This window comes from Serratia sp. CY71090, assembly GCF_052166845.1.
Taxonomy (GTDB): domain Bacteria; phylum Pseudomonadota; class Gammaproteobacteria; order Enterobacterales; family Enterobacteriaceae; genus Serratia; species Serratia nematodiphila.
The window spans coordinates 66,250-87,657 of the sequence record NZ_JBJNOA010000015.1 but is presented as its reverse complement, the minus strand read 5'-3'; the positions used below and the strand labels follow the sequence as shown (position 1 = coordinate 87,657).

Here is a 21,408-nt window from a genome sequence, read left to right as displayed (position 1 = left end):
CTAAGAATTGTCGGGCGTTTAAGCCGTTTCGTCAGTACTATGCACTGCCTTCAACATACGCTCTGCCCATAATGTCCACCGTGCTTCGTACGTTCGCACCCGCAATTCAGTCTCTGTCGATGACAGCCCCTGTCGGCGAGCCTGCTCGTAAAGCCGCGCGCGTCGTGCACGGTGGTTGTCCAACGCTCTGGGCGCTATGGCGGCCCCCGCAGGGGTAAACCATACCCCCAGCCAGTCAAAACCCTGCGTAATCCTGCCCAGTTGCGTCTTGTCCGGGTGGGTTTCAAAGCCGCCCAAGTCAAAAAATTCATGCAGCCGCTTAACGCTGCGCCGCAATTGCCAGCGGGTGCGGGTAAACAACAAAAAGTCATCCATATAGCGCGCATACCACACGCCCTCCTGAGCGTTAAAAAAACTGTCTACGTGGTGCAACAAGCTGCCGCCAATCAGCGGACTCAGCGCGCAGCCCCGGCAGATGCCGTTTGGCGGGGTATAAAACTCGCCGCCGTCTTCGACGCTGTAGTGCACGTACTGCTGCATCACATCGAACAGCACCGGGTCGGCCACATGCCATTTCAGTTGATTAATCACCTGCTGTTTACGGATGTGCCGGTAATAGCCGCGAATGTCCGTTCGATAGACAAAGGCATAGTCGCCACCGGTCAGGGCTTCCCGGACTTCCGCCGCCGAAGCCGTGCTACCGCCATGCCCGCGCAAGTGCAGGCAACGAGCGGATTTTGGTAGCAGCGGCGCCGCCAACAGCGCTGCCCACTTCAATATCAGCGCATCCTGCGCACACCACTGCACCCAACTGCGACTACCCCGTCGATACGCCTGCATCGGTGCCAGACGGTAACGTCCGTTTTGCAGTTGCTGCCAGAGTTGCTTCTCTTGCTGCGCCCAGTGAAAGCGCAGATGCCAAATGTCGGCATTGGGCGGCGCATGGCGGCGGCGTTGGCACAGCCAGCGATACGCGGCCTGCCATGCCTCAGTGCGGTTATTCATACTCCAGGCTAAAGGTCGCCACCGCACTGAACGGCCCGCGCTCGATAGTTTTGTGCTTCAGCGCCTCCGGCTCGCCCTGCACATAGGCCCGCGCCGTCAGGGTGTTGGCGCCGCTCACCAGCGTCTGTGCCTTACCCTGCTGGTTCACCGGCAACGGCTCGCCCTGCGGGGTTTCCATCCCGATGGCAATACCGCTGGCCTGGCTGGCACCGTTCAGCGCCAGCAGTCCCGGCAGCCCCGCGCTTTCCGCGCCGCTGAACGTCACCCTCACCGTCTTGCCCAAGCTCAGGTCGCACTGCGCCAGGCGCAGCTCAAATGTCTGCCCGGGGGTGCGGGTGTTCAGGTACAGGTACTTGTCAATCACCGTGTCAAAATCCAGCACCACCGTCTCGTCCCCCGGTGGTATCACGCAGGGCTCCGCGACCAGCGCCCCATGCAACCGCATATTCTCTGCCGCGCCGGCCGGCACACTGCACAGCAGCAATGCCGCGGCGCAGCAGACCATCCTGTTCACCATGCCCGTTCTCCGCCTCATTGGTACACCGCCAGCAGCGTCGCCGTCGCCTCAAACGCCCCTTCCTTCAGCGTGGCACCCGGCCGTTTCACCGGCACCGCCTCAAGCACCGGTTTCGCGTTCGGGTTGATGGGTATCGGCTGATTGAGGATGAACCGCTTGCCGTTTTGCAGCAGGCGCACAGCCAGGTCATCCATGTTGCTCGCCACGGCCGCCGTATCGTAATCCGCCGCCGTACCGACCACTGCCAGCGTCATGTTCCAGGTTCCGGCTCCTGGGGTGCAGCTTATCCGGTAGTTCACCGGTTGCTGGTAGTTAACGCCGTCCACCTTGCTGACCCCCACACGGTTGCCGAAGTCAACATCCACCTCACCGCCGTCGTTGATGGTGCACGGCGGCGGTTCGATAAGGACGCCGGAGAACCGCATGTTGTCCGCCGCCGTCGCCGGGGCGCCGAGGGCCATCAGCAGTAAAATGCAGCCATAGCGCGCCATTGCCTCCCCTCCTTTCACTGGTATTCTACCTTCATGGTCGCCCCGGCAGAAAACTCGCCGCCGCGCAGGGTCGCCCCGGCCTGTTTCACCGGCACCGCTTCCAGCGTCGGCTTCGTCGGGTAGGTAAAGTTAATCCAGCTGTTGATGGGCTGCCGATTGCCGTTGCGCAGCAGCGCCACCCCCAGGCCGTCCTTGTTGGTTTGCAGCACCTCGCCGTCAAAGCCGGCGCCGGTGCCCTGGATTTGCAGTTTCATCGCGTTGTTCGGCGCGTTTTTGCACTCCAGCGAATACACCACCTCCTGCTTCTTGTAGCTGCCGTCGATGCGGGTGGTCATGACGTCATTGCCGAAGTTCACTTCAATCAGGTTGTTGTTGTTAATCACGCAGGGCGGTGGGGCGACAATGGTCACCGTCACTTTGATAGTCGTGCTGGCCGCCTGTGCCTGCGGGCCGAACATCAATACCCACATCACCAGACCGCAACCGGGCCAGTACCGTCTGAACGTTACCGTCATGCTACTTCCCCTAGTCATAACTGAGCTGAAAATCCACCACCGCCGCATAGGCGCCGGGCACCAGCGGCGCACGGGTGCGCTCCGGCGTCACGGTATAGTTCAGCGCCTGTTGCCCTACCGCCAGCGCCAGCGGCGCACCGCGGCTGCCAAGGCGAACATCTTTGCCGCGCGCGTCGGTGATCCGCAGCGCCAGTCCGGCGGCGCCGCGCACCTTCACCAGTGCCGGGTTGTCAGCATCCGCCGGGGCGATAAAACTGACCGACACCGCCGGCTGCTGCGCGCTCCACACCAGGTTGCCGATACGCGTATCCCGGTTGTTCGACGCGGTGCGCAGGCAGTCGCGCAGGTGCAGTTGCACATTCACCGGCACGCCGCGGTCACCAGCCTGTGCCAGCTGCGCCGTGGCTGTATTCCCCAGCGAGACCGCCTGGTACGCGGAGTCCATCTCCAGCCGGCAGGCGCTTTCGGTCAGCTCACCACGCACATGCAGCACGCCGTGTGCGCCGTCCACCTGCCAGTTGTCCGCCGCCTGTACCGGCGGCAACAGCCACAGCATCACCGTCAGGCACAGCGGCACCATCAGCGCCGCCAGCGTAATCACCAGGGCATACAGCCATTCATGGTGGTGATAACCACCGTTCCATCGCCGGGTTCTTGTTCTCATCGCTTCCCCACCTGTGAGTTCCGTGAACCTTATTTACTGCCCGCCACTGCCTGGCAGCTCGCGCCGTTACAGCTAAACGTCAATTGCGGGCGGCCGCCGTAGTCGTTGACATAGGTCAGCACCGGCGCACTCCCCAGCGCAGAGGCGGACACCTTCAGCGGCGCACTGCCCTTCGGCGGCACCATCAGCGGCTCGAAGCCCGGCGCGCTGGCGCCGCCCTTTTTGCTGCTGGCGTCAACCAGCGTCACGTAGTACGGCGTCGGGTTGTTCACCTGATAGCCATCGCCCTGTTTGGTCAACGTCAGCTTTTCCTGCCACGGCGCGACGGATTCCGGGTTGGTCACCGCAATCGCCTTCGGCCGGTAGAACAGCTTGATGCGAGTTTGCAGCGCTAACTGCAGCGTATTGGGCTTGTCGCTCTTCGGCGGAATTTCACGCAGGTTGAAGTAGAACAGGGTTTCCCGGTCCTGCGGCAGCGTATTGGCCGCCGGCAGCCCCTGCACCTTCACCTGACTTTTGGCGCCCGGCTCCAGCCGCTGCACCGGCGGCAGCACCGTTAGCGGGCTGCTGATTTTTTTGCCGTCGGCATCTTCAATCCAGCCCTGCGCCAGGTAAGGCAGCTGCTTGTTCTCGTTGCTGATGCTCATGCTCACCGACTTGTCGCCGCCATTGAAAATCACCCGGGTCCGGTCCAGCGCGATGGCTGCGCTCGCCTGCTGGGCGACCAGCAGGCCCGCCAGGCCACCGGCAATTAATGTCACTGCATGTTTGGTTTTCATTGTTTATCTACTCTTCACTCGTGTTTAACGCCTTGCCGTCGGCCACCGGGCCGCAAGGCAGTAACAGGTTGGTTAATTCGCTCGGCGAGAGCGTCTGCGGCAGGATAATGCCGCACTGCTTGGCGCCGCCCCAGCTCACGTGCATCCCTTCACCGGCATTGATGCCGCTCAGGTACACCTCGCCGTTGTCATTGACGATGCCCACCTCTTGTCCCTTGCCGTTGCGCACCGTGGCGCCGAACGGCGGCGAACTACCGTCCGCCAGGCGTATCACCGCCATCGCCTTCTCGCCGGCAACCACCTCGAAGCGGCGGTAACCGATGGCACCCTCGGTCAGCGTGGCCTGCGCCACGCTCTGGCTGACCTCGGCATTCTCCGGCAGCGTGTTCAGGTCGATGCTGAACTGGTTGCGGTAATAGCTGCCCACATCCACCACCACCGCCTTGCCAAAGGCATTGCTCAGGGTCGGCGTGCTGTAACCACGCACAGGAATGCCCGGCACGCCGCCGGTATCCAGCAGCATGCGGGTACCGCCACTGATGCTGCTGCGGTGCAGGGCCGCCCCCTTCAGGGTGGCGGTCGCACCGCCCTGCAGCGATAACCCGAACGAACTGTACTGGCCGGCCTGGTAGCTGGCACTGGCATTCATCTGGCTGATATCACCGCTGTGGCTGTAGTAGCCGCTGGCGGTGGTGCCGCTGCGCGCGCTGCCGGCGCTCAGCTGGTAGGTATCGCGCTCATTCAGCCGGTCGTAATAGCCCACCTGCTGGGTGGTATCGTTGCGGTTGTAGCTGCCGCTGTAGCTCAGCGAGCCGCTGCGGCCCCACGGCAGCGACAGTGACAGGTACATGCCGTCGTCGTTGGTGCCGTTGTACTTGTTGCGGTAACCGGTCAGCGACAGGCTGATGTTCCGGAAACGCCCCAGGTCGAAATAACGCGACAGCGTCAGGTTGTAACGGTCGTTCGCCGGCCGGTCCCAGTAGGTCTGGTGGTTGTAGTTGAGATAGGCACTCAACCCCAGGTCCCGGAACTGCTGGTTAAAGGTGATGGTGTACATCTCCTTGCTGCTGTTATGGCGCGTGCCGTACGTGCGTGCATCGAGGTACTCGCTCATCGACATGTAATTGCGCTCCGAGAAGCGGTAGCCGGCGAAGGTCACCTGGCTATCGTAGTCGTCGAAGCGCTTGGAATAGCTCAGCCGATATGAACCGCCGCTGAGTGTGCCCTGCTGAGGCAACCGTGCGCGCGATTGTGTGGCGTCGAAGGAGAGCGCGCCGAACATCATCAGGTCGCGCCCCACCCCCAGTGCCAGTGCGTTATAATCACCGCCCGCCACGCCGCCGCCATACAGCGACCAACCGTTGCTCACGCCCCAGGAGAACTCGCCGGTGCCGAACATTGGCCCGTTGCTGTGGTGCTCCCAGTCCGCTGGCCGGCCAGCCGCCAGTTTGTAACGCACCGAGCCCGGGCGGGTCAGGTACGGGATGCTGGCGGTGTCCATCTTGAACTCCTGCACGCTGCCATCCTGCTCTTCCACCCGCACCTCCAGTTGGCCGCTGACCGCGTCGTTGATGTCCTGGATACGAAACGGCCCCGCCGCCACCTGAGTCTCATACAGCACGCGCCCTTGCTGGCGAATAATCACCTTGGCATTAGTGCGCGCCACGCCGGTCACCTCCGGCGCATAGCCGCGCAGGTTGGGCGGCAGCATGTTGTCATCGGTCACCAGGCTGGCGCCGGCAAAACGGAAGCTGTCGAAAATGTCGGAGTTTAAATAGTCCTCCCCCATCGTCAGTCGGGCGCCTAACTTCGGCAGTGCGCGATAGGCATAGTAACGGCTCCAGTCCCAACTGGTGCGGGTCGATTTCGCGGTGCCGCTCTGGCGATCCAGCCGCGATTGCCAGTCCGCCCGCAGCCGCCAGGCCCCCAGGTTACCGCCCAGCGTGCCGTTGCCGCTGAGGTTATAACTCTGTGTGCCCTGCTTTTGCTGACGCTGGGCCTGCCCATTCAGGCTGTAGTCGAACAGCAGACCGGGAATACCCTCGTCCCAGCGCGACGGCGGGTCCCAGTTCTCGGCGGTGTATTCCAGGTACGCCTGTGGAATACTCAGGTACAATGCTGCTGCACCCAAATCGCCACGCACTTCCATACCCTCTAAGCTATTAGGGTTCATACACTGGTTTTGGTGCCACCAGGTTAGCTTTTGTAATGCGCTCTCTTTCAGTCCCAGCTGTTCAACCAGCTGCGGCGTAATGCAGGCTTCACTGCCCTTGGCGTCGTCATCCGGCGGGTAATACACCACCGCCTGGTCCGGCAGGGTTTGTTTATTAATATGCACGGTAAACAAATAATCACCGGGCATGATAAAATTGCCGCGGGAAAATTGCTCCAGGTCAATGTTGGCGCGATCCGTCACATCCAACACGTCGGTATTGAATTCAATATTAGCAGCCACGGAGCAAGCCACATTTCCCGCCAAAATAAAGGCAATCAGCCGCCCCAATATTCTCGGTCGTAACTTCCCTGCACAACCATATGACGGAATAATTGACATCCGCAGACCCTTATCAAAAAATATTTAATTCGCAGCTTTGGCATTCAGACAGGTTTAGTAGTAATCCATTTTAAAACGCACCGTGGAGTAATAGCTCCCGGCTTTCAGCACCTGGTTATTGCCAATCAACCTCAAACCGTAATTAAACTCCAACGTCCCGGGTTGAATCTCATTTTTACTCATAGGAACACCGGGCGCAGCGACATTCCCCTGCCTATCGGTTATTTGTAAGGCAATACCTTTGGCGTTACCGTCAATGCCAAAAAGATCGGCATCTGCTTTACCATCAAAGGTCACGGAAAAATATCGCCAGTCTTCCAGCGCAGGGTTAAATTTCTCCAACGCACAGTTTACCAACTTAATGGTAAACTCGTGTAATTCACCCTGACCGTCGCGAATAATTTGGCTGACGGGCACTGTTGCCATCGTAATGGTTTGATCGAGGCTTTCGGTATCAATGGCGCAGGCCGAGGCGATAATCCGGCCGTTTACGGTCACTTCACCACGCCCCTGATTGGCGGAGTGCGTCAAAGAAGAACACAGCAACAGATTGATAAACACCGCACTGTGCAATATCCATTTGCCACACTGTGAATACATACCTACTCCCCCACATAACGCGTTAATCAGCAGCATGCGGGTTGCCCCGCATGCAATTAACTGTGCGAATTAATCGCCGTGGGCTTATTGGTACGCCAGGGTAAAGTCAGCAACAGAGTTGAATTCACCCGGGGTAATGGCAGCAGATGCGCCGTCGCCCTGCAGGTGAGCGCTGAAGCGCAGGGTCGCCTGACCGTCTTCAATTTTTTGCGCCTTGCTGGCTTTGGTCAGCGGCAGCAGTTTACCGTCAACATCGTTGATAGCGATGCTGGCGCCGCGTGCGGTGCCTTTCATCGCCAGCAGCCCAGGCGCAGCGTCAGACTCAGTACCGCTGAAGGTGGTGGTTACGTTTTTAGCCGTTTGCACATCGCAACCAACCAGTTTGATCAGAATATCCTGTGGGGTAGACTTGCCGCCGTTTTTCAACTGAGCAGAAGTAATGTCACCCAGCTTCACGGTCTGATCCAGAGTACCTGGCTCGATTGAGCACGGTGCATCAACGATAGAACCTTTAAAGGTAACAGAACCGCCACCCTGGTTAGCTGCGTTAGCCATAGAAATAGTACCCAGAGTCATTACCGCTGCCAGCATGATTTTGTTCAGTTTCATTGCGTTAATTCCATATATACAAGTAATCAATTAAGGAAAGAGCCCTGCGATAACGCACTACTCTTTTTATACTTTCACTCTCGCCAGCACAGAGAGCTATGTTCTCCCCCTGTTTCGGCGATGTGAGAATGATACCCCCCAACAAACCATAACAGCAAAATAAACTAAATAAATCGAATTATACGATATAAACCACCAAAAATAATTTGTTTATTATCTTTAAGTTCTGATCTTTATTGAAAAAACAACATGCCGAAGACTTTTAATTCATGATAATAAACATAAATTTTCAATCGATATCGTGAACATCAGAAAAGATAAGATTTTTCTTGAAAATTCCAAGCCGGCAGATAGGATAACGATAGACACACTCACCTGAAATCAAATATAAAACTTATAAAAATGAAATATATAATCAACAAAACTGTTGTTTTCGATTCAAATGAACTGACATTGTGCCTGTATGAAAATACGCAGATCCTGGCCAGGCTAACCAAGCCTGCTACACGTTTATTACTGGCATTAATACAAAACAATAAGGTCAGTGTTACCCGGGAGACATTATTGGACAATGTATGGCTTAACTATGGCTTTACAGCATCCAATGCAGGATTAAATAATTACATCAGTGAGTTGCGTAAAGCATTCACGTCGTTAGGTTGTCATCATGAGCTGATCATCACCCTCCCTAAACTGGGCTTCAGATTTGAAGCTGAGGTAGATCTTTCCGATGTAGGCACCGTCGCGCCAGAACAAAATCAGAACTATGAAGAAAATGGGGTGTTAACCAGCCCTGAGGAAATTCAAGAAGCAGTGCTGACAAAACCACCGACTTCAAAAAATGAGGCGCCTTCGAAGCGCAATCGGAATTTTATTTTTTTGGCCAGCTCCGCGCTTTTCCTTGGGCTTCTTGGTGCTATAGTTTTAAGTATTACAGATAGCAAAATTTATGATTACCATAAAATTATCAGCATTGATCGCTGCGACATTTATGTACTGAACAAAACACCTCTGCTTGTAGATCCAGCGGAAAAAATAAATACCGCACTAAAAAGAGAGGGAGTGGATTGTAAAAACATACCGAGCGATGTTTTTTATCTAGAGGATCGTATTAGTAAAAAAAACGTGCGAACAGATTTAATCTCCGTTTGCAGCAAAGCGGATAACAACCGGTACGACACCTGCTTCAATATCAAAAACCAGAGAAATACTTCAATATGAAAAAACTGCTGACAGGGCTCTTAACCCCACTCTTTTTGCTTTTTTTTTCATTCAACACGCTTGCGGAAGAACCATTCAAATGCACATCACATTACAAAATAATGATAGAAAATGACAGGGGCCCCGTTCAGTTTGATGGCCGCCTAACCTTATTTTTAAAAAATGAGAAGGAAGGTTTGTTTTCGTTAACGGGTAAAGTAAAAACCAGCAAAAGTAGCTACCTGCTTTTCCGCACCAGCCATTTCTCTCTGGTTCCGCAAGAGATCAACCCTGTCAAGCAGGCAAACATTACTAAAGTGATTAAACACCCCAGCGATACGACTCCAGAGGATATCTGGCTGGCAGACATCTTGCCGGAAATGCCTGGTATCGATTTTCAGATCGAAATATGGCACTTGAGAAATAATCTGATCTTGATTAAATCCCTGAACAGCGGATATCTTATCTGCGCCGCAGAGCGCTAATTTATCTCAAATAGCGAAATTATTGCCGGTTATCTACCTTGGTAACCGGCACATCGCGGCAATTCATCTCTATCGTACTCACTTTGCTGAGTAGCCATACCTTTATATAGATATCCGCCGCCTGAAGTCGTCACGTGGTTGTTACTTGAATCCCCCTAGCCTCTTGTTCTGTGAAAAACCGGTGACAAAATGCTAAGTGAAAGTTAGCTTCCTATCCGTATCTAATGTACTCATTTCTGATAAAAGCTACTCATATCGGTAAATAAGTAACAGTATCCTGCCCACATGTAGAAGCAGTTATAAAAAACACCCATGCAAAACCATAACACATTGATAATTAACAAATTAAAAAACACACAAACACCATCCAACCACAGCCAATAATAAATAAATTAATTATCTTATTTATTAAAATTATAAAAAACAAACAACCAAGATTTAAAAAAAACCATTTTTATCATATTGACTTTAGCTAAAACAAAAAACATAATTAACGCCACAGATAATAAGAGCACTTATGGCAAACACCAGCAAAAAAATCTGTTATTTAACGCATCATCATTAACAGGTTGCATATTTTTAAACACGGTTTCCGCATAGGGTATATACAAAACATCTCAATTCCATTGTTTATACCTTCTAATTACGCTCACGCGTAGCGTTTCCCCTAACCAAGGAGTTGTTATGTCGGACCATCAAGTCACCTGTATCAAAAAATCCGATCGCCAAAACGCGCATGAGCGCATTCAAGCTATTGGCGGCGTCAATGCCGATGGCACACGCTGGTCACTGCCCCAGGCAGACGCCATTGCCGGTATCGAGGCGGGCACCTGGCGTTTTTGGGTCACGGCGAATGGCCATTCCGTCTGGGTGATTGTCTCAACCAGCGCGGCGGGCAATAAATACCTCAAAACGCAAAATGACGGCGAACAGCCCAATAACCTGCTGAGCCTGCCGGAATGCCCCTGACGCAACCCGAGTTTCATGATTGATACGGTGTGCGGGCCCGCTTGCAGCCCATCGCTTCGCCTCTTTCTATTATTGGCCGCAGTGGCGTTTTCACGTCCGCAGTACAGCGGCCCCATAGCATAAGGAAATACCATGTACGGTTCCGCTACCGCCAGAAATCTGCCTTCAGGGAAAAAACAGCGTATCGCCGATTTATTATCGCAAATTATTGAAACGCTGGATCTCACCAAGACCCAATATGCCAACATCGAAAGCGCCTATAACGGCGTCGGCACCTTCCTGGCTGAAGGCGACGACCCGCTATTGCAAGATGCCGTTATTTACCCGCAGGGCAGCGTGCGGCTCAACACCACCGTAAAACCCAAAAATGAAGAGCAATACGATATTGACCTGATTTGTTATCTGCCCCATGCCACCCAGGCGGATTATACCGGCGTGATATCGACCATTCGCCAGCGGCTGGAATCACATAAAACATACAAAACGCTATTAAGCGAGTTACCGCGCGGGTTTCGCATCAATTACGCCGGGGATTACCATCTGGATATCACGCCGGGCCGCGATCACACCGGTGCAGCAGAACGTTTAGGCCAGCCGCTGTGGGTCGTGGATGCACAAACCGCCTGGAAGGAGTCCAACCCCAGCGGCTACGCCGAGTGGTTCGAGAGCAGCGCCAGCGCGCAGCCCCTTCGCTCCATTCTGGTCATGGATTCCGCCAGCCGCGTGGGCACCGAGGCGCTGCTCCCGTTGCCGGACAGCAGCGATAAAAAACTGCTTAATCGCATCGTACAAATTCTCAAACGCCACCGAGACGAATGGGCCGTCGAGCAGGATGAGGTCCGGCAGCGCTGCCGCCCGATTTCGGTCATCATTACCACGCTGGCGTGCCATGCCTACAACCACATCATTGCTGACAGGCGTGCCTACGACAACGACCTGGATATTCTGTTAGACGTGCTGGAACTGATGCCGGATTTCATCGTGTCGACACAGGGAGCAATTCACGTCAACAACCCGCACATGCCGGAGGAGAACTTCGCCGAGAAGTGGAACCGCTCAGAGCAGGATGAGGGCCCTCAGCGCAGTGAAACCTTTTACCAGTGGCATGCCGCGGCCCAGGCGACGTTTAACACCATCGCCGCCAGCGTGGGGGAAGATAACCTGTTCCTGAGCCTCGAAGACAGCTTCGGCAAAAAGCCGGTCGATGTCGTCAGGCAACGTCTGATGGAGCACATGCAGTCAGCCAGAGAACAAGGCAGCCTGCATCTTGATAAGAAAACCGGCGGGCTGATTGCCACCGGCCTCGCCGGTACGGCGGCCCAGGCCGGCGTGCCTAAAAACACCTTCTACGGTGAATAACGTGGTTATCAGGCATCACTGCAAACCGCTGACCATCGCTCAGCAATATCGCGCGTTGAAAGCCGGCGGCCCGTATGAACGGCTGCGCATTATCCATCACGACCGCACCCTGCTGTGGGAAGGGTGGCTGCAACCCTCACTGTTCAGCCGCCGCTACAAGGTCGCAGTCCGGTACAGCCTCGGCACCCCACCGATTTGCGTGGTGACAGAGCCTGACCTTTTCGCGTTGGCAGGCACGCGAGCCATCCCGCACCTGTATCCCGCCGACAAGCATATTCCCGGCGCCAGGCTGTGCCTGTTTTTGCCCCGTTCACAGGCCGACGACGGGCTCAGCGAATGGCGCGCCCAGTTAAAAATCAGCGACACCCTCATTCCCTGGGCGTCGCTCTGGCTGTTTTATTTTGAACAGTGGCTGTACACCGGCCACTGGGAAGGCGGCGGCAAGCATCCACGCACCAGCGAGGTTAAAAATGAGCGTTGAACATGAAGGCTTTATCTCGGTCGATATTGAAACCGCCGGGCCCATACCCGGCGTGTGCAGCCTGCTCTCTATTGGCGCCTGCGTCATCGACCGCCCGGCGGAACGCTTTTACATTGAAGTGCAGCCGCTGAATCTGCATTACGAGCCTGAGGCGCTGGCCGTCACCGGTTTCAATCTGCAGACCCAAATAATGCGCGGCATCGACCCGAAAGAGGCCATGCAACAATTTGCCCACTGGGTAACTTCCGTCACCAACGCCACGAGCAAACCGATTTTGGTCGGTTTCAATGCGGCGTTCGACTGGTCATTCATCAATTACTACTTTCACGTTTATCTCGGTCATAACCCGTTTGGCTTTGCCGCCCTCGATATCAAAGCTCTGTACATGGGCGCCACCGGCTGCGACTGGCAGGACACCCGCTCCAGCCGTATCGACGCCCGATTTAATCTCAAAAACCACGGCAGCCACAACGCGCTGGATGACGCGCTGTATCAGGCTGAGATGTTTGTGAAAATCAACGCATACATGAGGGAAAAGCACTGACATGGAAACGGTAAAATACATTCTGATTAAGCTGGTCGACTGGAAAACGCGCCAGCGGAAAATTCAATACCTCATCATGCTGCTCGGCGCCGGGATCCTGAGTGTGAATAACTCGCTGGGAAAGGCATTAACGCTGGAGAAAGGCGATGCCCGCTTCTCGCTGGCCGTCTCGGAGGGGAATGTTATCACGGACTATTTCGTCAATTTCGTGGCTGCATCCATCATCCTGGGGGGATTTGTCTGGTTGCTGGTCGACGCCTACCGGGAGGCTAAAATCGCGGTGCGCAAAAAGGGGGTAGTTATCGAAGGGAGAGCGCTGCGGAAAGTCGCGACAACGCCGCTGCATAAAACGGTCTCCCGTCATTTCAACGGAAAGATAGATGCATTAACCCTCGATATGACGCAGCGGATGCGGGATGGCGCAATCAGTCACCCGGAGGAGGCCTTTGACGACAATATCAGCACGCTGGCCAGCAATATCGCCACCCGGATTGACGGTATCGACCATCAGGACCTGACGCTGGTATATGGCGGGCAATTGCCGGTTCCGTTCACCTTCTACATTGGCGCCATCCTCGATGACAATGGCCCGGTCTGCGTCTATGACTGGGACAGAGCGCAAGAGGCCTGGCGGTTGATTGACAACAAGGCCGACGACGACGGCGACGATTTTACCCTGATGGAAAGCCTCGTCACCTCAGCGGCCAAAGATGTGGTGCTGGCGGTTTCGGTGTCCTACCAGGCGGACATTGCGGCCATACGCCAAACCTTCCCAGCCTACCCGCTGTCGCATCTCTCGCTGAATGCCACAACGCTCGGTAATCACTGGTCGCTGTCCAAACAAACCCGGCTGGCGCTGCAATTTATCGAACAGGTCAAAATGCTGACGGCGTGCGGCGCCGAACGCATCCACGTGATTCTGGCCGCCCCCAGCAGTATTGCGCTCAATTTTGGCCGCCGTTATGACCACCGCAATCTGGCGCAGCTCATTGTTTATCAATACGAGAAAGAACAGCAACCGGCCTATCCCTGGGGGGTGGTGATGCCGACGCAGGGGCAACGGCGAGGCGCGGTGGTTAAGCCTCCCACCGTTCCCTCATCCGACTGACTGTCAGAGTGTCATGCGGTTGAGAGGAAAATAACGTCGCTGCGCTGGGAGAGTGTTATTACATTCTCTCAGCGTTTACGGCACCACAAGGCCGAAGGCCGTCAGGTGCGTAATATGCCGTGAGCCTTTTCCAGCATCAACGCAAGCTGGCGTGGTACACAACGCTGCATTGCAATGCTTGCAAGAGAAACAGAGAGAATCTGAAGAAGAGATGGTGCCGATAATAGGAGCAAAACAAAACAAATAACATCATGTTTTAAAACAATTTTTTATAAAGAAAAACATAAATCTATACATATACCTATACACAATAAAATGGTGCACAATACATAGAATAAATTATAAACAATTAGCGTTTGCCCAGCGATCGCCATATTAAAAAAGATTTATAGGAAAACTGTTCACCCTATACACCTTCTTATTTTATCTTTATATTTCAATGCATTGATGGATGTATAGCTACCTTCTCGGTGTGCACCCCTGTTCACCTGCAGCGTGAACCGTCTAAACCGTAGGAACAAAAAAAACCGGCCTGAGCCGGTTTGGGGAACGCTTGTCGTTATGATGTTGGCCGTTCAGCGGCCGATTTGATGCCCTGGTGTTGCTGCATGTGTTTGGGTCACTGTCACTATAGGCGGCGCAGCTATTGAGCGTCCAATGGGTTCGGCAGATCAATCATGGTCTATTGATCGGCCCAGCCGATCGACTCGCTCATCGTCACACAACGTGTGTTCATATTATTTCAGCGTCTGCGGCACCGCCTGACCGAACACCGTCAGGTTCATCACTTGCTGATAACCCCTTTCGGCCATAAACGGCAGGTAGGCGTGGTACACGTAGCAATGCGATATACTACCGGTCACTGAACTACATCAGGTTGTTATTAACCGCCAGTATCACCGACGCGATATGGATCCACGTAGGCGACCCGATATTTCAGCTCTATGATGAGCACATCTTCGTCAGTGAAGGCATTAATGCTCACCATTTATAATTCACACTAGGCAACATTAAAAACAACCAATTGAGTTTTAACATAAAGATCACACCAATTCATATACTGCGAGAAAAACCAAGAAGACACTGAATGAAAATATATATCCTCATTTTTTTACAAAAATCTCTTACGTACGAAACATTTGCATGAAAAAATCGCAATCCATACACATTAGAATAAAAAAATTTAATTTAATAAAATTTATCATCTTATTTCGACTACAGAACTATCTTTCATATAAAACAGCGGCCTATCTAAGATAACCCCATATCACCACACTTACTTATAAAATCACCTTGCCAATATCTTTGTTCGCACTTAATTATTACATTCTAATTCCATTGCCAACAACCCGAAATATTACCCCCCTCCGCCCTAATAATCATTCAACGGTGGCGCTTTCTGCAAACGAGCCCCATTATTTCATAAGTCAGCTTACCGATAAAATCGTTATCATTATAAAGAATCATATCCTAACCGCCTCTACTTCACTCCAATTACATTATTAAACATCCTGAGTGAGTAAGCTCAAGCTCACTTCCGTGATTCATTATGCCGACAATGTCAAAATCACTGCGCTTCAAATAGAAAGCATCAATAACCATATAGATGGCACCATATAAAAAACATCAACAAGCTATAAAAAACACGACAATTGCATACTGTTAGCCTTAAAAACACCCTCTCCATCAAATCTTGATAAATAGCAGACAATAAATTAACAATTATCTATTAAAATGGCAGAAAAACCGCCAACCAACAAACACGTAAAATTTAAAGAATAGTACTTGTAGGATATAAAACTTGAAAAAAAACATTATCTACGAATTACTTTCGGGACAGGTTGTCCCAGGCCCTGCATGGAGGAAGAAGAGCTTCCGTGCAAAGTTCTTACTTCGGCTTATCTTATACTATTCACCGACTAAAAAGGCACTATCCATTTTAACTCAACAGAGTGATTTAAAATCGATATTATATCATCAAAACACATTCCCTTGTAAAACGCACCGACAATACCTGACGCGCAACCTTAATGCAAAACAACGCGCATCGGCAATTGTCAGCCATTATCGGTATGTGTCATCTCTAAAAAGCAAAGCACTGTCCAACGCGCTGATATCTCGAGAAGAAACGATCTTGGCAGAATTCACAGGCAGAGAGGAGTCCCATTTTACCATTTCTGCCTCTTGTGCCCACAAAGCCGAACGAGAAGGCGAATCAACACTATGGTTACGTGGCAACAATAAAGAGTTACTTGCCAGCGTGACCTTTTCGGTCGTATCCGAAGGGGCTGAATGGAATCTCATCATTGGTGGCCTACAAGGTCCTGGACGGCACATACCGCACGAAGCCATCAAAGATGCTACACGTGCTCTGTCTGGCATTTTCCCCAAACGTGTTTTGATGGAGTTTATTAGCCACTTCGCTAATTTCACCGAGGTGCGTGCTATTTATGGTGTTAGTGACAATGGGCATGTTTTTCGCTCAATGAGGTATCGACTGAGTAAAGGTCAGCATTTACATGCCAGCTACGACGATTTCTGGTCGTTAATAGGTGGGATAAAACAGAGTTCGTGGCGCTGGCAACTACCCTTGGCGTTTGAAAGAAAATCTTTGGAACATATCCCCAGCAAAAAGCGAGCAGAGTATCGCAGACGTTTCCAAATCATAGATGACATAGCAGAACAAGTCCGCACGCTCAATACTGCCAACATCTGCGCCAAGAACGCTTAATGAAACTATCATCCATGCCCATTCCTGAGAAAGTTTCATTTAGTCAAATAACCAATAAGTTGAAACCATACCCCAGAGAAAAGCAATGTTGCCATCACCCAGTCGTCCAGCGCCAAAGCAAATCGCCCCTTCGTCTCGAAATAAGACGCTTTGCCCGCAGTGTGACATGTTGGTGGCGCTGCCGCCGCTGACCTATGGCAGCAAAGCGGTATGCCCGCGCTGCAAAACCACGCTCAGCGCCCGTTGGAACGAGCCGCGCAAGCGGCCGATCGGTTACGCGCTCAGCGCCTTGTTCATGCTGGTGCTGGCCAACATTTTCCCGTTTATCAACATGCGCGTCGCCGGCCTCGGCAACGAAATCCGGCTGCTCCAAATCCCGGAAGTCATGGTGGCGGAAGACTACGCCAGCATGGCCACCTTGTTTATGGTGTTCGTGCAGCTGATCCCGGCGTTTTGCATGGTGGCGATCATCCTGCTGTGCGCCAGAGTGCGTTTGCCACTGGGCCTCAAAGAATGGATGGCCCGGGTGCTGTTCCAGTTCAAGACCTGGTGCATGGTGGAGATTTTCCTCGCCGGGGTGCTGGTCAGCTTCGTCAAGCTGATGGCCTACGGCGATATCGGCATCGGCAGCAGCTTCGTGCCTTACTGCCTGTTCTGCCTGCTGCAGGTGCGCGCCTTCCAGTGCGTGGATCGGCGCTGGTTGTGGCAGGATATCGAACCGGCGCCGCGACTTAATCGCCCGCTGACGGTGGGGCGCACCGGCATGCGCCAGGGCGTGCGCTCTTGCGCGTGCTGCACGGCGATCTTGCCGGCCGATCAGGTGCGCTGTCCGCGCTGCCACACCAAGGGCTACGTGCGGCGTCGTCACAGCCTGCAGTGGACGCTGGCGCTGCTGGTGACCTCTGTCATGCTGTATATTCCGGCCAACCTGATGCCGATCATGGTGACCGAGGCGTTGGGCAACAAGATGAACTCCACCATCATGGCGGGGGTGATCCTGCTGTGGGGGGACGGCTCTTATCCGGTGGCGATGGTGATTTTCATCGCCAGTATCATGGTGCCGTCGCTGAAAATGTTGGCGATCGGCTGGCTGTGCTGGGATGCGAACGGCAGGAAGAAACCGCGCGCCGACAGCGAGCGTATGCATCTGATTTATGAAGTGGTCGAATTCGTTGGCCGTTGGTCAATGATCGACGTGTTTGTGATCGCCGTGTTGTCGGCGCTGGTGCGAATGGGGCAGTTGATGAGCATTTACCCTGCGACGGGCGCCGTGCTGTTTGCGCTGGTGGTGATCCTCACCATGTTCGCCGCCATGACATTTGATCCCCGGCTGACCTGGGATCGTGCAAGTGAAACAATCAACAAGGAGCCGCAAGGTGACGGAAAATAATCATAGCGTCGCGGACGTCGAGAAGATCAAACGCTGGTCGCCGGTGTGGATCATTCCCATCGTGACCGCGCTGATCGGCGCCTGGATCCTGTTTTACCACTTCAGCCATCAGGGGCCGGTGGTGACGCTGGTGACCTCGACGGCGGAAGGGCTGGAAGCGGGTAAAACCAAAATCAAAAGCCGCAGCGTTGACGTCGGCGTGGTGGAAACCGTCACGTTGAGCGATGACCTGAGCAAGGTGATGGTGCAGGCTCGCCTCAATTCCGGCATGGAAAAATTGCTGCGCCAGGATTCCGCCTTCTGGGTGGTGAAGCCGCAGATCGGCCGTGAAGGCGTCTCCGGGCTGGGCACGCTGCTCTCCGGCGCCTATATCGAACTGCAGCCGGGCAACAAAGGCAAAGACAGCAAAGACAACTATCAGCTGCTCGATGCGCCGCCGCTGGCCTCCCCGGATGCCAAAGGGTTGCGCATCGTGCTGGACAGCGAGAAGTCAGGCCAGCTCAACGCCGGCGATCCGGTGCTGTTCCGCGGCTATCGCGTCGGATCGGTGGAGAGCAGCTACTTCGATCCTAAAGCGCGCGCCATGCGCTATCAGCTGTTCATCACCGCGCCTTACGATCAGTTGGTCACCACCAACGTGCGCTTCTGGAAAGACAGCGGCGTAGCGTTTGACATGTCGGCACAGGGCATGCGGGTGGAGATGGGCTCGTTGACCACGCTGTTCAGCGGCGGCGTCAGCTTCGATGTGCCGGACGGCTGGGATCGCGGCGAACAGGCGAAAGAGAAAGCGGAGTACCGGCTGTTCGACAACCAGCGCAGCACGCAGGATTCGCTGTATACCGTGCATAAAGACTACCTGCTGTTCTTCTCCGACTCGGTACGCGGCCTGCAGCCGGGCGCGCCGGTCGAGTTCCGCGGCATCCGTCTGGGGACGGTGGCGCAGGTGCCGTTCTATAAAGAGGGCATGGCGCAGCGTCTGGATAACGATTACCGCATTCCGGTGTTGATCCGCATCGAACCCGATCGGCTTCATAAACAACTGGGGGACAACGTCGATATTGAAGGGCACTTAAAAGATGCGGAATCCCGCGGCATGCGCGCCTCGATGAAGTCCGCCAACCTGCTGACCGGTTCGCTATACATCGATCTCGACTTCTATCCGCAGGAAAAACCGTGGAAAGGGCCGCGCGAGCTGTTCGGTTATCCGCTGATGCCGACCACCAGCGGCGGTCTGGCGCAGATCCAGCAGAAACTGATGCAGACGTTGGATAAGATTAATTCGATGCCGATCAATCCGATGATCAGCGAAGCGACCAAGACGCTGGCGGAAAGCCAGAAAACCATGAAGTCGACGCAGCAGACCATGAAGTCGTTGAACGACATCATCGCCAGCAAAGAGATGCAGGCGCTGCCGCAGGACATGCAGAAAACGCTGCTGGAGCTGAACCGCAGCATGAAAGGGTTCCAGCCTGGTTCACCGGCTTACAACAAGATGGTGGGCGACATGCAGCGCCTCGATCAGGTCTTGCGTGAGCTGCAACCGGTGTTGCGCACCCTGAATGAGAAGAGCAACGCGCTGGTGTTTGAAGCCGCCGGCAGCAATGACCCTCAGCCGAAGAAGGCCACGAAATGATGAAATGGATCCCGGTAGCCCTGGCGCTGTTGCTCAGCGCCTGCAGCAGTTCGCCACAGAAGACTTACTATCAGTTGCCGGCGCTGGGCGCGCCGGCCGCGGCCGGCAGCAGCGGCGCCTCCACGCGCCAGCTGTGGCTGGAGCACGTGAGCGTGGCGGATTATCTGGCGCAGAGCGGCGTGGTGTATCAGACCAACGACGTGCAGTATGTGATAGCCCAGAACAACCTGTGGGCCAGCCCGCTCGATCAGCAGCTGCAGCAAACGCTGGTCACCAACCTGAGCAGCGCGCTGCCGGGGTGGGTGGTCTCTTCGCAGCCGATGAGCAGCGATCAGGATGTGCTGAACGTGACCATCAGCGGCTTCCACGGCCGCTTTGACGGGAAAGCGATCATTCGCGGCGAGTGGGTGCTGAACCGCCAGGGGCGTTTGATCAAAAGGCCTTTCAGCCTGGAGCTGAAACAGGGTGAAGACGGCTATGATGCCCTGGTGCGCACTCTGGCGCAGGGGTGGCAGCAGGAAGCCCAGGCTATCGCCAAAGTGTTGTCTCGCTGAACGAAGGCGATGCTAATCAAAAGATCAGAGTGCGTCGGTGCAGAAGGCGGCAGTCGCAATGCCGCCTTCTGCACTTGGCGCACTAAGTAGCCCTAATTTCACCACTGGATTGAACCCTCTGACGATCTCATCAACGGAGAATGCCGCAGTAGAACATCAGAATGTCAGGCGGAGCCTGGAGTGGGCCTGTATATAAGCGCGGCATGCCATCTTACCAAGCCCCACAATAGTATACGGCATATTTTCAACCGGCAGATATAATAACACCCACAGCCGTTGACGACGCACCAGAGCAGAATAAAAAGTAAAAAAAAGTTCCCAAACAAGGTGGGAACTTTTCGATAAATAATCGCAGCATGTCGACAGTTATCACCGCCTGAGTTCACGGCATTGTTCATGATCTTTATGGCAGCCATGATAACCAAGAATATAAGTACATTCTCAGAACTGATATAGACATAAGTTTTCAGATATTATTCTCTTCTGAGATGTGCAGTACCATGCACCTCAGCCGCTGAAGCGATCGCGTTTATTGCATTGTGACGAGTTCAACGACTCCATTTATAACAAACTGTACCCCCATACAAACAAGCAGGAATCCCATGACTCTGGAAATAGCATCGATTCCCGATGTACCTACAAGCTTCATAACACCCAGTGACGCCCGAAGAGACACCCATAAAATCAAAGAAATGGCTATCGCAATCAGAGGAGGAGCGATATATGCGACCCACAAATCCAGATGCGATGTTTCAGCGCTGAATGTCGATGCGGCACTGATCAACATAGCAATAGTACCCGGACCTGCCGTACTGGGCATTGCTAATGGGATAAACGCTATATTTTTTGTTTTTTCCTTCTCACTGCCTTGAGACTTATTAACATCCTGTGGAAACAACATGTTAAAACCGATAAACGCAACGATCATTCCACCTGCAATTCTTAATCCCGGAATGGATATACCAAAGGTGTTAATAACAGCTTTACCGGCATACCACGCAACCATCATAATCACAAAGACATAAAAAGCCGCCATGGCTGACTGCTTCTTTTTTTCTTGTTCAGACATGTCGCCTGACAGTCCAAGAAAAAGAGCCACAGTGGTCAATGGATTCACTAGCGGCAGCAACAAAACCAACCCTAACCCAATAAGTTTAAATAACTCAAACATCTGCCCACCTCCTTTTTAAGACTCCCCCGGAGTTATCTCCGAGGGGTAA

At 53.8% G+C, this 21,408-nt stretch carries 22 protein-coding genes; 11 read left to right on the top strand and 11 right to left on the bottom strand.

Translation table 11 applies throughout. The annotated features are described in order from the left end of the window. Positions 1-18 precede the first annotated feature (18 nt). From ACJ8OK_RS22565 to ACJ8OK_RS22525, 9 genes are all read right to left on the bottom strand, one after another. Positions 19-1,005 carry a reverse transcriptase domain-containing protein gene (locus ACJ8OK_RS22565; RefSeq protein ID WP_442531065.1) on the bottom strand — a complete coding sequence of 329 codons (987 nt, stop codon included), beginning with the start codon at positions 1,003-1,005 and terminating at the stop codon, positions 19-21. Next, entirely contained in the window at positions 998-1,522 is a 525-nt protein-coding gene (locus ACJ8OK_RS22560; RefSeq protein WP_080497505.1) for a fimbrial protein, read from the bottom strand. The genes ACJ8OK_RS22565 and ACJ8OK_RS22560 overlap by 8 nt, the downstream gene beginning before the upstream one ends. A 14-nt stretch (positions 1,523-1,536) precedes the next feature. Further along, a complete protein-coding gene (locus ACJ8OK_RS22555) occupies positions 1,537-2,013 on the bottom strand; it encodes a fimbrial protein (protein ID WP_135637827.1) in 477 nt (158 codons plus the stop codon). Positions 2,014-2,027: 14 nt separating this feature from the next. Then, positions 2,028-2,528 (bottom strand): fimbrial protein, encoded by a 501-nt coding sequence (locus tag ACJ8OK_RS22550; protein ID WP_135637825.1) that lies wholly within the window; start codon positions 2,526-2,528, stop codon positions 2,028-2,030. Between the two features lie 10 nt (positions 2,529-2,538). Beyond that, entirely contained in the window at positions 2,539-3,192 is a 654-nt protein-coding gene (locus ACJ8OK_RS22545; RefSeq protein WP_135637823.1) for a fimbrial protein, read from the bottom strand. Between the two features lie 29 nt (positions 3,193-3,221). Next, complete coding sequence (locus ACJ8OK_RS22540) at positions 3,222-3,971, bottom strand: fimbria/pilus periplasmic chaperone (RefSeq protein ID WP_233788250.1); 750 nt, start codon at positions 3,969-3,971, stop codon at positions 3,222-3,224. A gap of 7 nt (positions 3,972-3,978) precedes the next feature. Further along, the gene (locus ACJ8OK_RS22535; RefSeq protein WP_233788251.1) at positions 3,979-6,525 is read right to left on the bottom strand and encodes an outer membrane usher protein; all 2,547 of its coding nucleotides are present in this window, start codon (positions 6,523-6,525) and stop codon (positions 3,979-3,981) included. Positions 6,526-6,579: 54 nt separating this feature from the next. Beyond that, positions 6,580-7,125, bottom strand: a complete 546-nt coding sequence (locus tag ACJ8OK_RS22530) for a fimbrial protein (RefSeq protein WP_135638775.1) — start codon at positions 7,123-7,125, stop codon at positions 6,580-6,582. An 84-nt stretch (positions 7,126-7,209) separates the two neighbouring features. Then, a complete protein-coding gene (locus ACJ8OK_RS22525; protein ID WP_060558640.1) occupies positions 7,210-7,734 on the bottom strand; it encodes a fimbrial protein in 525 nt (174 codons plus the stop codon). 402 nt (positions 7,735-8,136) lie between these two features. On the opposite strand from ACJ8OK_RS22525, the gene ACJ8OK_RS22520 reads away from it, so the two are divergent. The 7 genes from ACJ8OK_RS22520 to ACJ8OK_RS22490 all read left to right on the top strand — a co-directional run bounded on the left by ACJ8OK_RS22520 (position 8,137) and on the right by ACJ8OK_RS22490 (position 13,880). Beyond that, entirely contained in the window at positions 8,137-8,955 is an 819-nt protein-coding gene (locus ACJ8OK_RS22520) for a winged helix-turn-helix domain-containing protein (RefSeq protein ID WP_233788254.1), read from the top strand. Next, complete coding sequence (locus ACJ8OK_RS22515; protein WP_135637813.1) at positions 8,952-9,419, top strand: hypothetical protein; 468 nt, start codon at positions 8,952-8,954, stop codon at positions 9,417-9,419. The genes ACJ8OK_RS22520 and ACJ8OK_RS22515 overlap by 4 nt, the downstream gene beginning before the upstream one ends. A gap of 684 nt (positions 9,420-10,103) precedes the next feature. Further along, the gene (locus tag ACJ8OK_RS22510) at positions 10,104-10,388 is read left to right on the top strand and encodes a DUF3892 domain-containing protein (RefSeq protein WP_063918781.1); all 285 of its coding nucleotides are present in this window, start codon (positions 10,104-10,106) and stop codon (positions 10,386-10,388) included. 132 nt (positions 10,389-10,520) lie between these two features. Further along, positions 10,521-11,747: a nucleotidyltransferase domain-containing protein gene (locus ACJ8OK_RS22505; protein ID WP_233788255.1), complete on the top strand. Its 1,227-nt coding sequence runs from the start codon at positions 10,521-10,523 to the stop codon at positions 11,745-11,747. Between the two features lies 1 nt (position 11,748). Further along, complete coding sequence (locus ACJ8OK_RS22500; RefSeq protein ID WP_442531063.1) at positions 11,749-12,228, top strand: hypothetical protein; 480 nt, start codon at positions 11,749-11,751, stop codon at positions 12,226-12,228. After that, on the top strand, positions 12,218-12,772 hold the full coding sequence (locus tag ACJ8OK_RS22495; protein WP_176326452.1) for a 3'-5' exonuclease: 555 nt from the start codon (positions 12,218-12,220) through the stop codon (positions 12,770-12,772). Before ACJ8OK_RS22500 ends, ACJ8OK_RS22495 begins: the two co-directional genes overlap by 11 nt. Position 12,773: 1 nt before the next feature. Beyond that, positions 12,774-13,880 (top strand): SAVED domain-containing protein, encoded by a 1,107-nt coding sequence (locus ACJ8OK_RS22490; RefSeq protein ID WP_442531062.1) that lies wholly within the window; start codon positions 12,774-12,776, stop codon positions 13,878-13,880. 737 nt (positions 13,881-14,617) lie between these two features. Here the strand turns inward: ACJ8OK_RS22490 and ACJ8OK_RS22485 are convergent. Continuing rightward, a complete protein-coding gene (locus ACJ8OK_RS22485) occupies positions 14,618-14,743 on the bottom strand; it encodes a primase-like DNA-binding domain-containing protein (RefSeq protein WP_225735604.1) in 126 nt (41 codons plus the stop codon). A 938-nt stretch (positions 14,744-15,681) separates the two neighbouring features. On the opposite strand from ACJ8OK_RS22485, the gene ACJ8OK_RS22480 reads away from it, so the two are divergent. The 4 genes from ACJ8OK_RS22480 to pqiC all read left to right on the top strand — a co-directional run bounded on the left by ACJ8OK_RS22480 (position 15,682) and on the right by pqiC (position 20,188). Further along, a complete protein-coding gene (locus ACJ8OK_RS22480; protein WP_015376759.1) occupies positions 15,682-16,611 on the top strand; it encodes a VirK/YbjX family protein in 930 nt (309 codons plus the stop codon). An 85-nt stretch (positions 16,612-16,696) separates the two neighbouring features. After that, positions 16,697-18,001, top strand: a complete 1,305-nt coding sequence (gene pqiA, locus ACJ8OK_RS22475) for a membrane integrity-associated transporter subunit PqiA (protein WP_416153001.1) — start codon at positions 16,697-16,699, stop codon at positions 17,999-18,001. Then, positions 17,988-19,634 carry an intermembrane transport protein PqiB gene (gene pqiB, locus ACJ8OK_RS22470; RefSeq protein ID WP_015376757.1) on the top strand — a complete coding sequence of 549 codons (1,647 nt, stop codon included), beginning with the start codon at positions 17,988-17,990 and terminating at the stop codon, positions 19,632-19,634. Before pqiA ends, pqiB begins: the two co-directional genes overlap by 14 nt. Beyond that, on the top strand, positions 19,631-20,188 hold the full coding sequence (pqiC, locus tag ACJ8OK_RS22465; protein WP_015376756.1) for a membrane integrity-associated transporter subunit PqiC: 558 nt from the start codon (positions 19,631-19,633) through the stop codon (positions 20,186-20,188). The genes pqiB and pqiC overlap by 4 nt, the downstream gene beginning before the upstream one ends. A gap of 529 nt (positions 20,189-20,717) precedes the next feature. Here pqiC and ACJ8OK_RS22460 read toward each other — a convergent pair. After that, positions 20,718-21,359, bottom strand: coding sequence for a MarC family NAAT transporter (locus ACJ8OK_RS22460; RefSeq protein WP_015376755.1), 642 nt, complete (start codon positions 21,357-21,359; stop codon positions 20,718-20,720). Between the last annotated feature and the right edge of the window lie 49 nt (positions 21,360-21,408).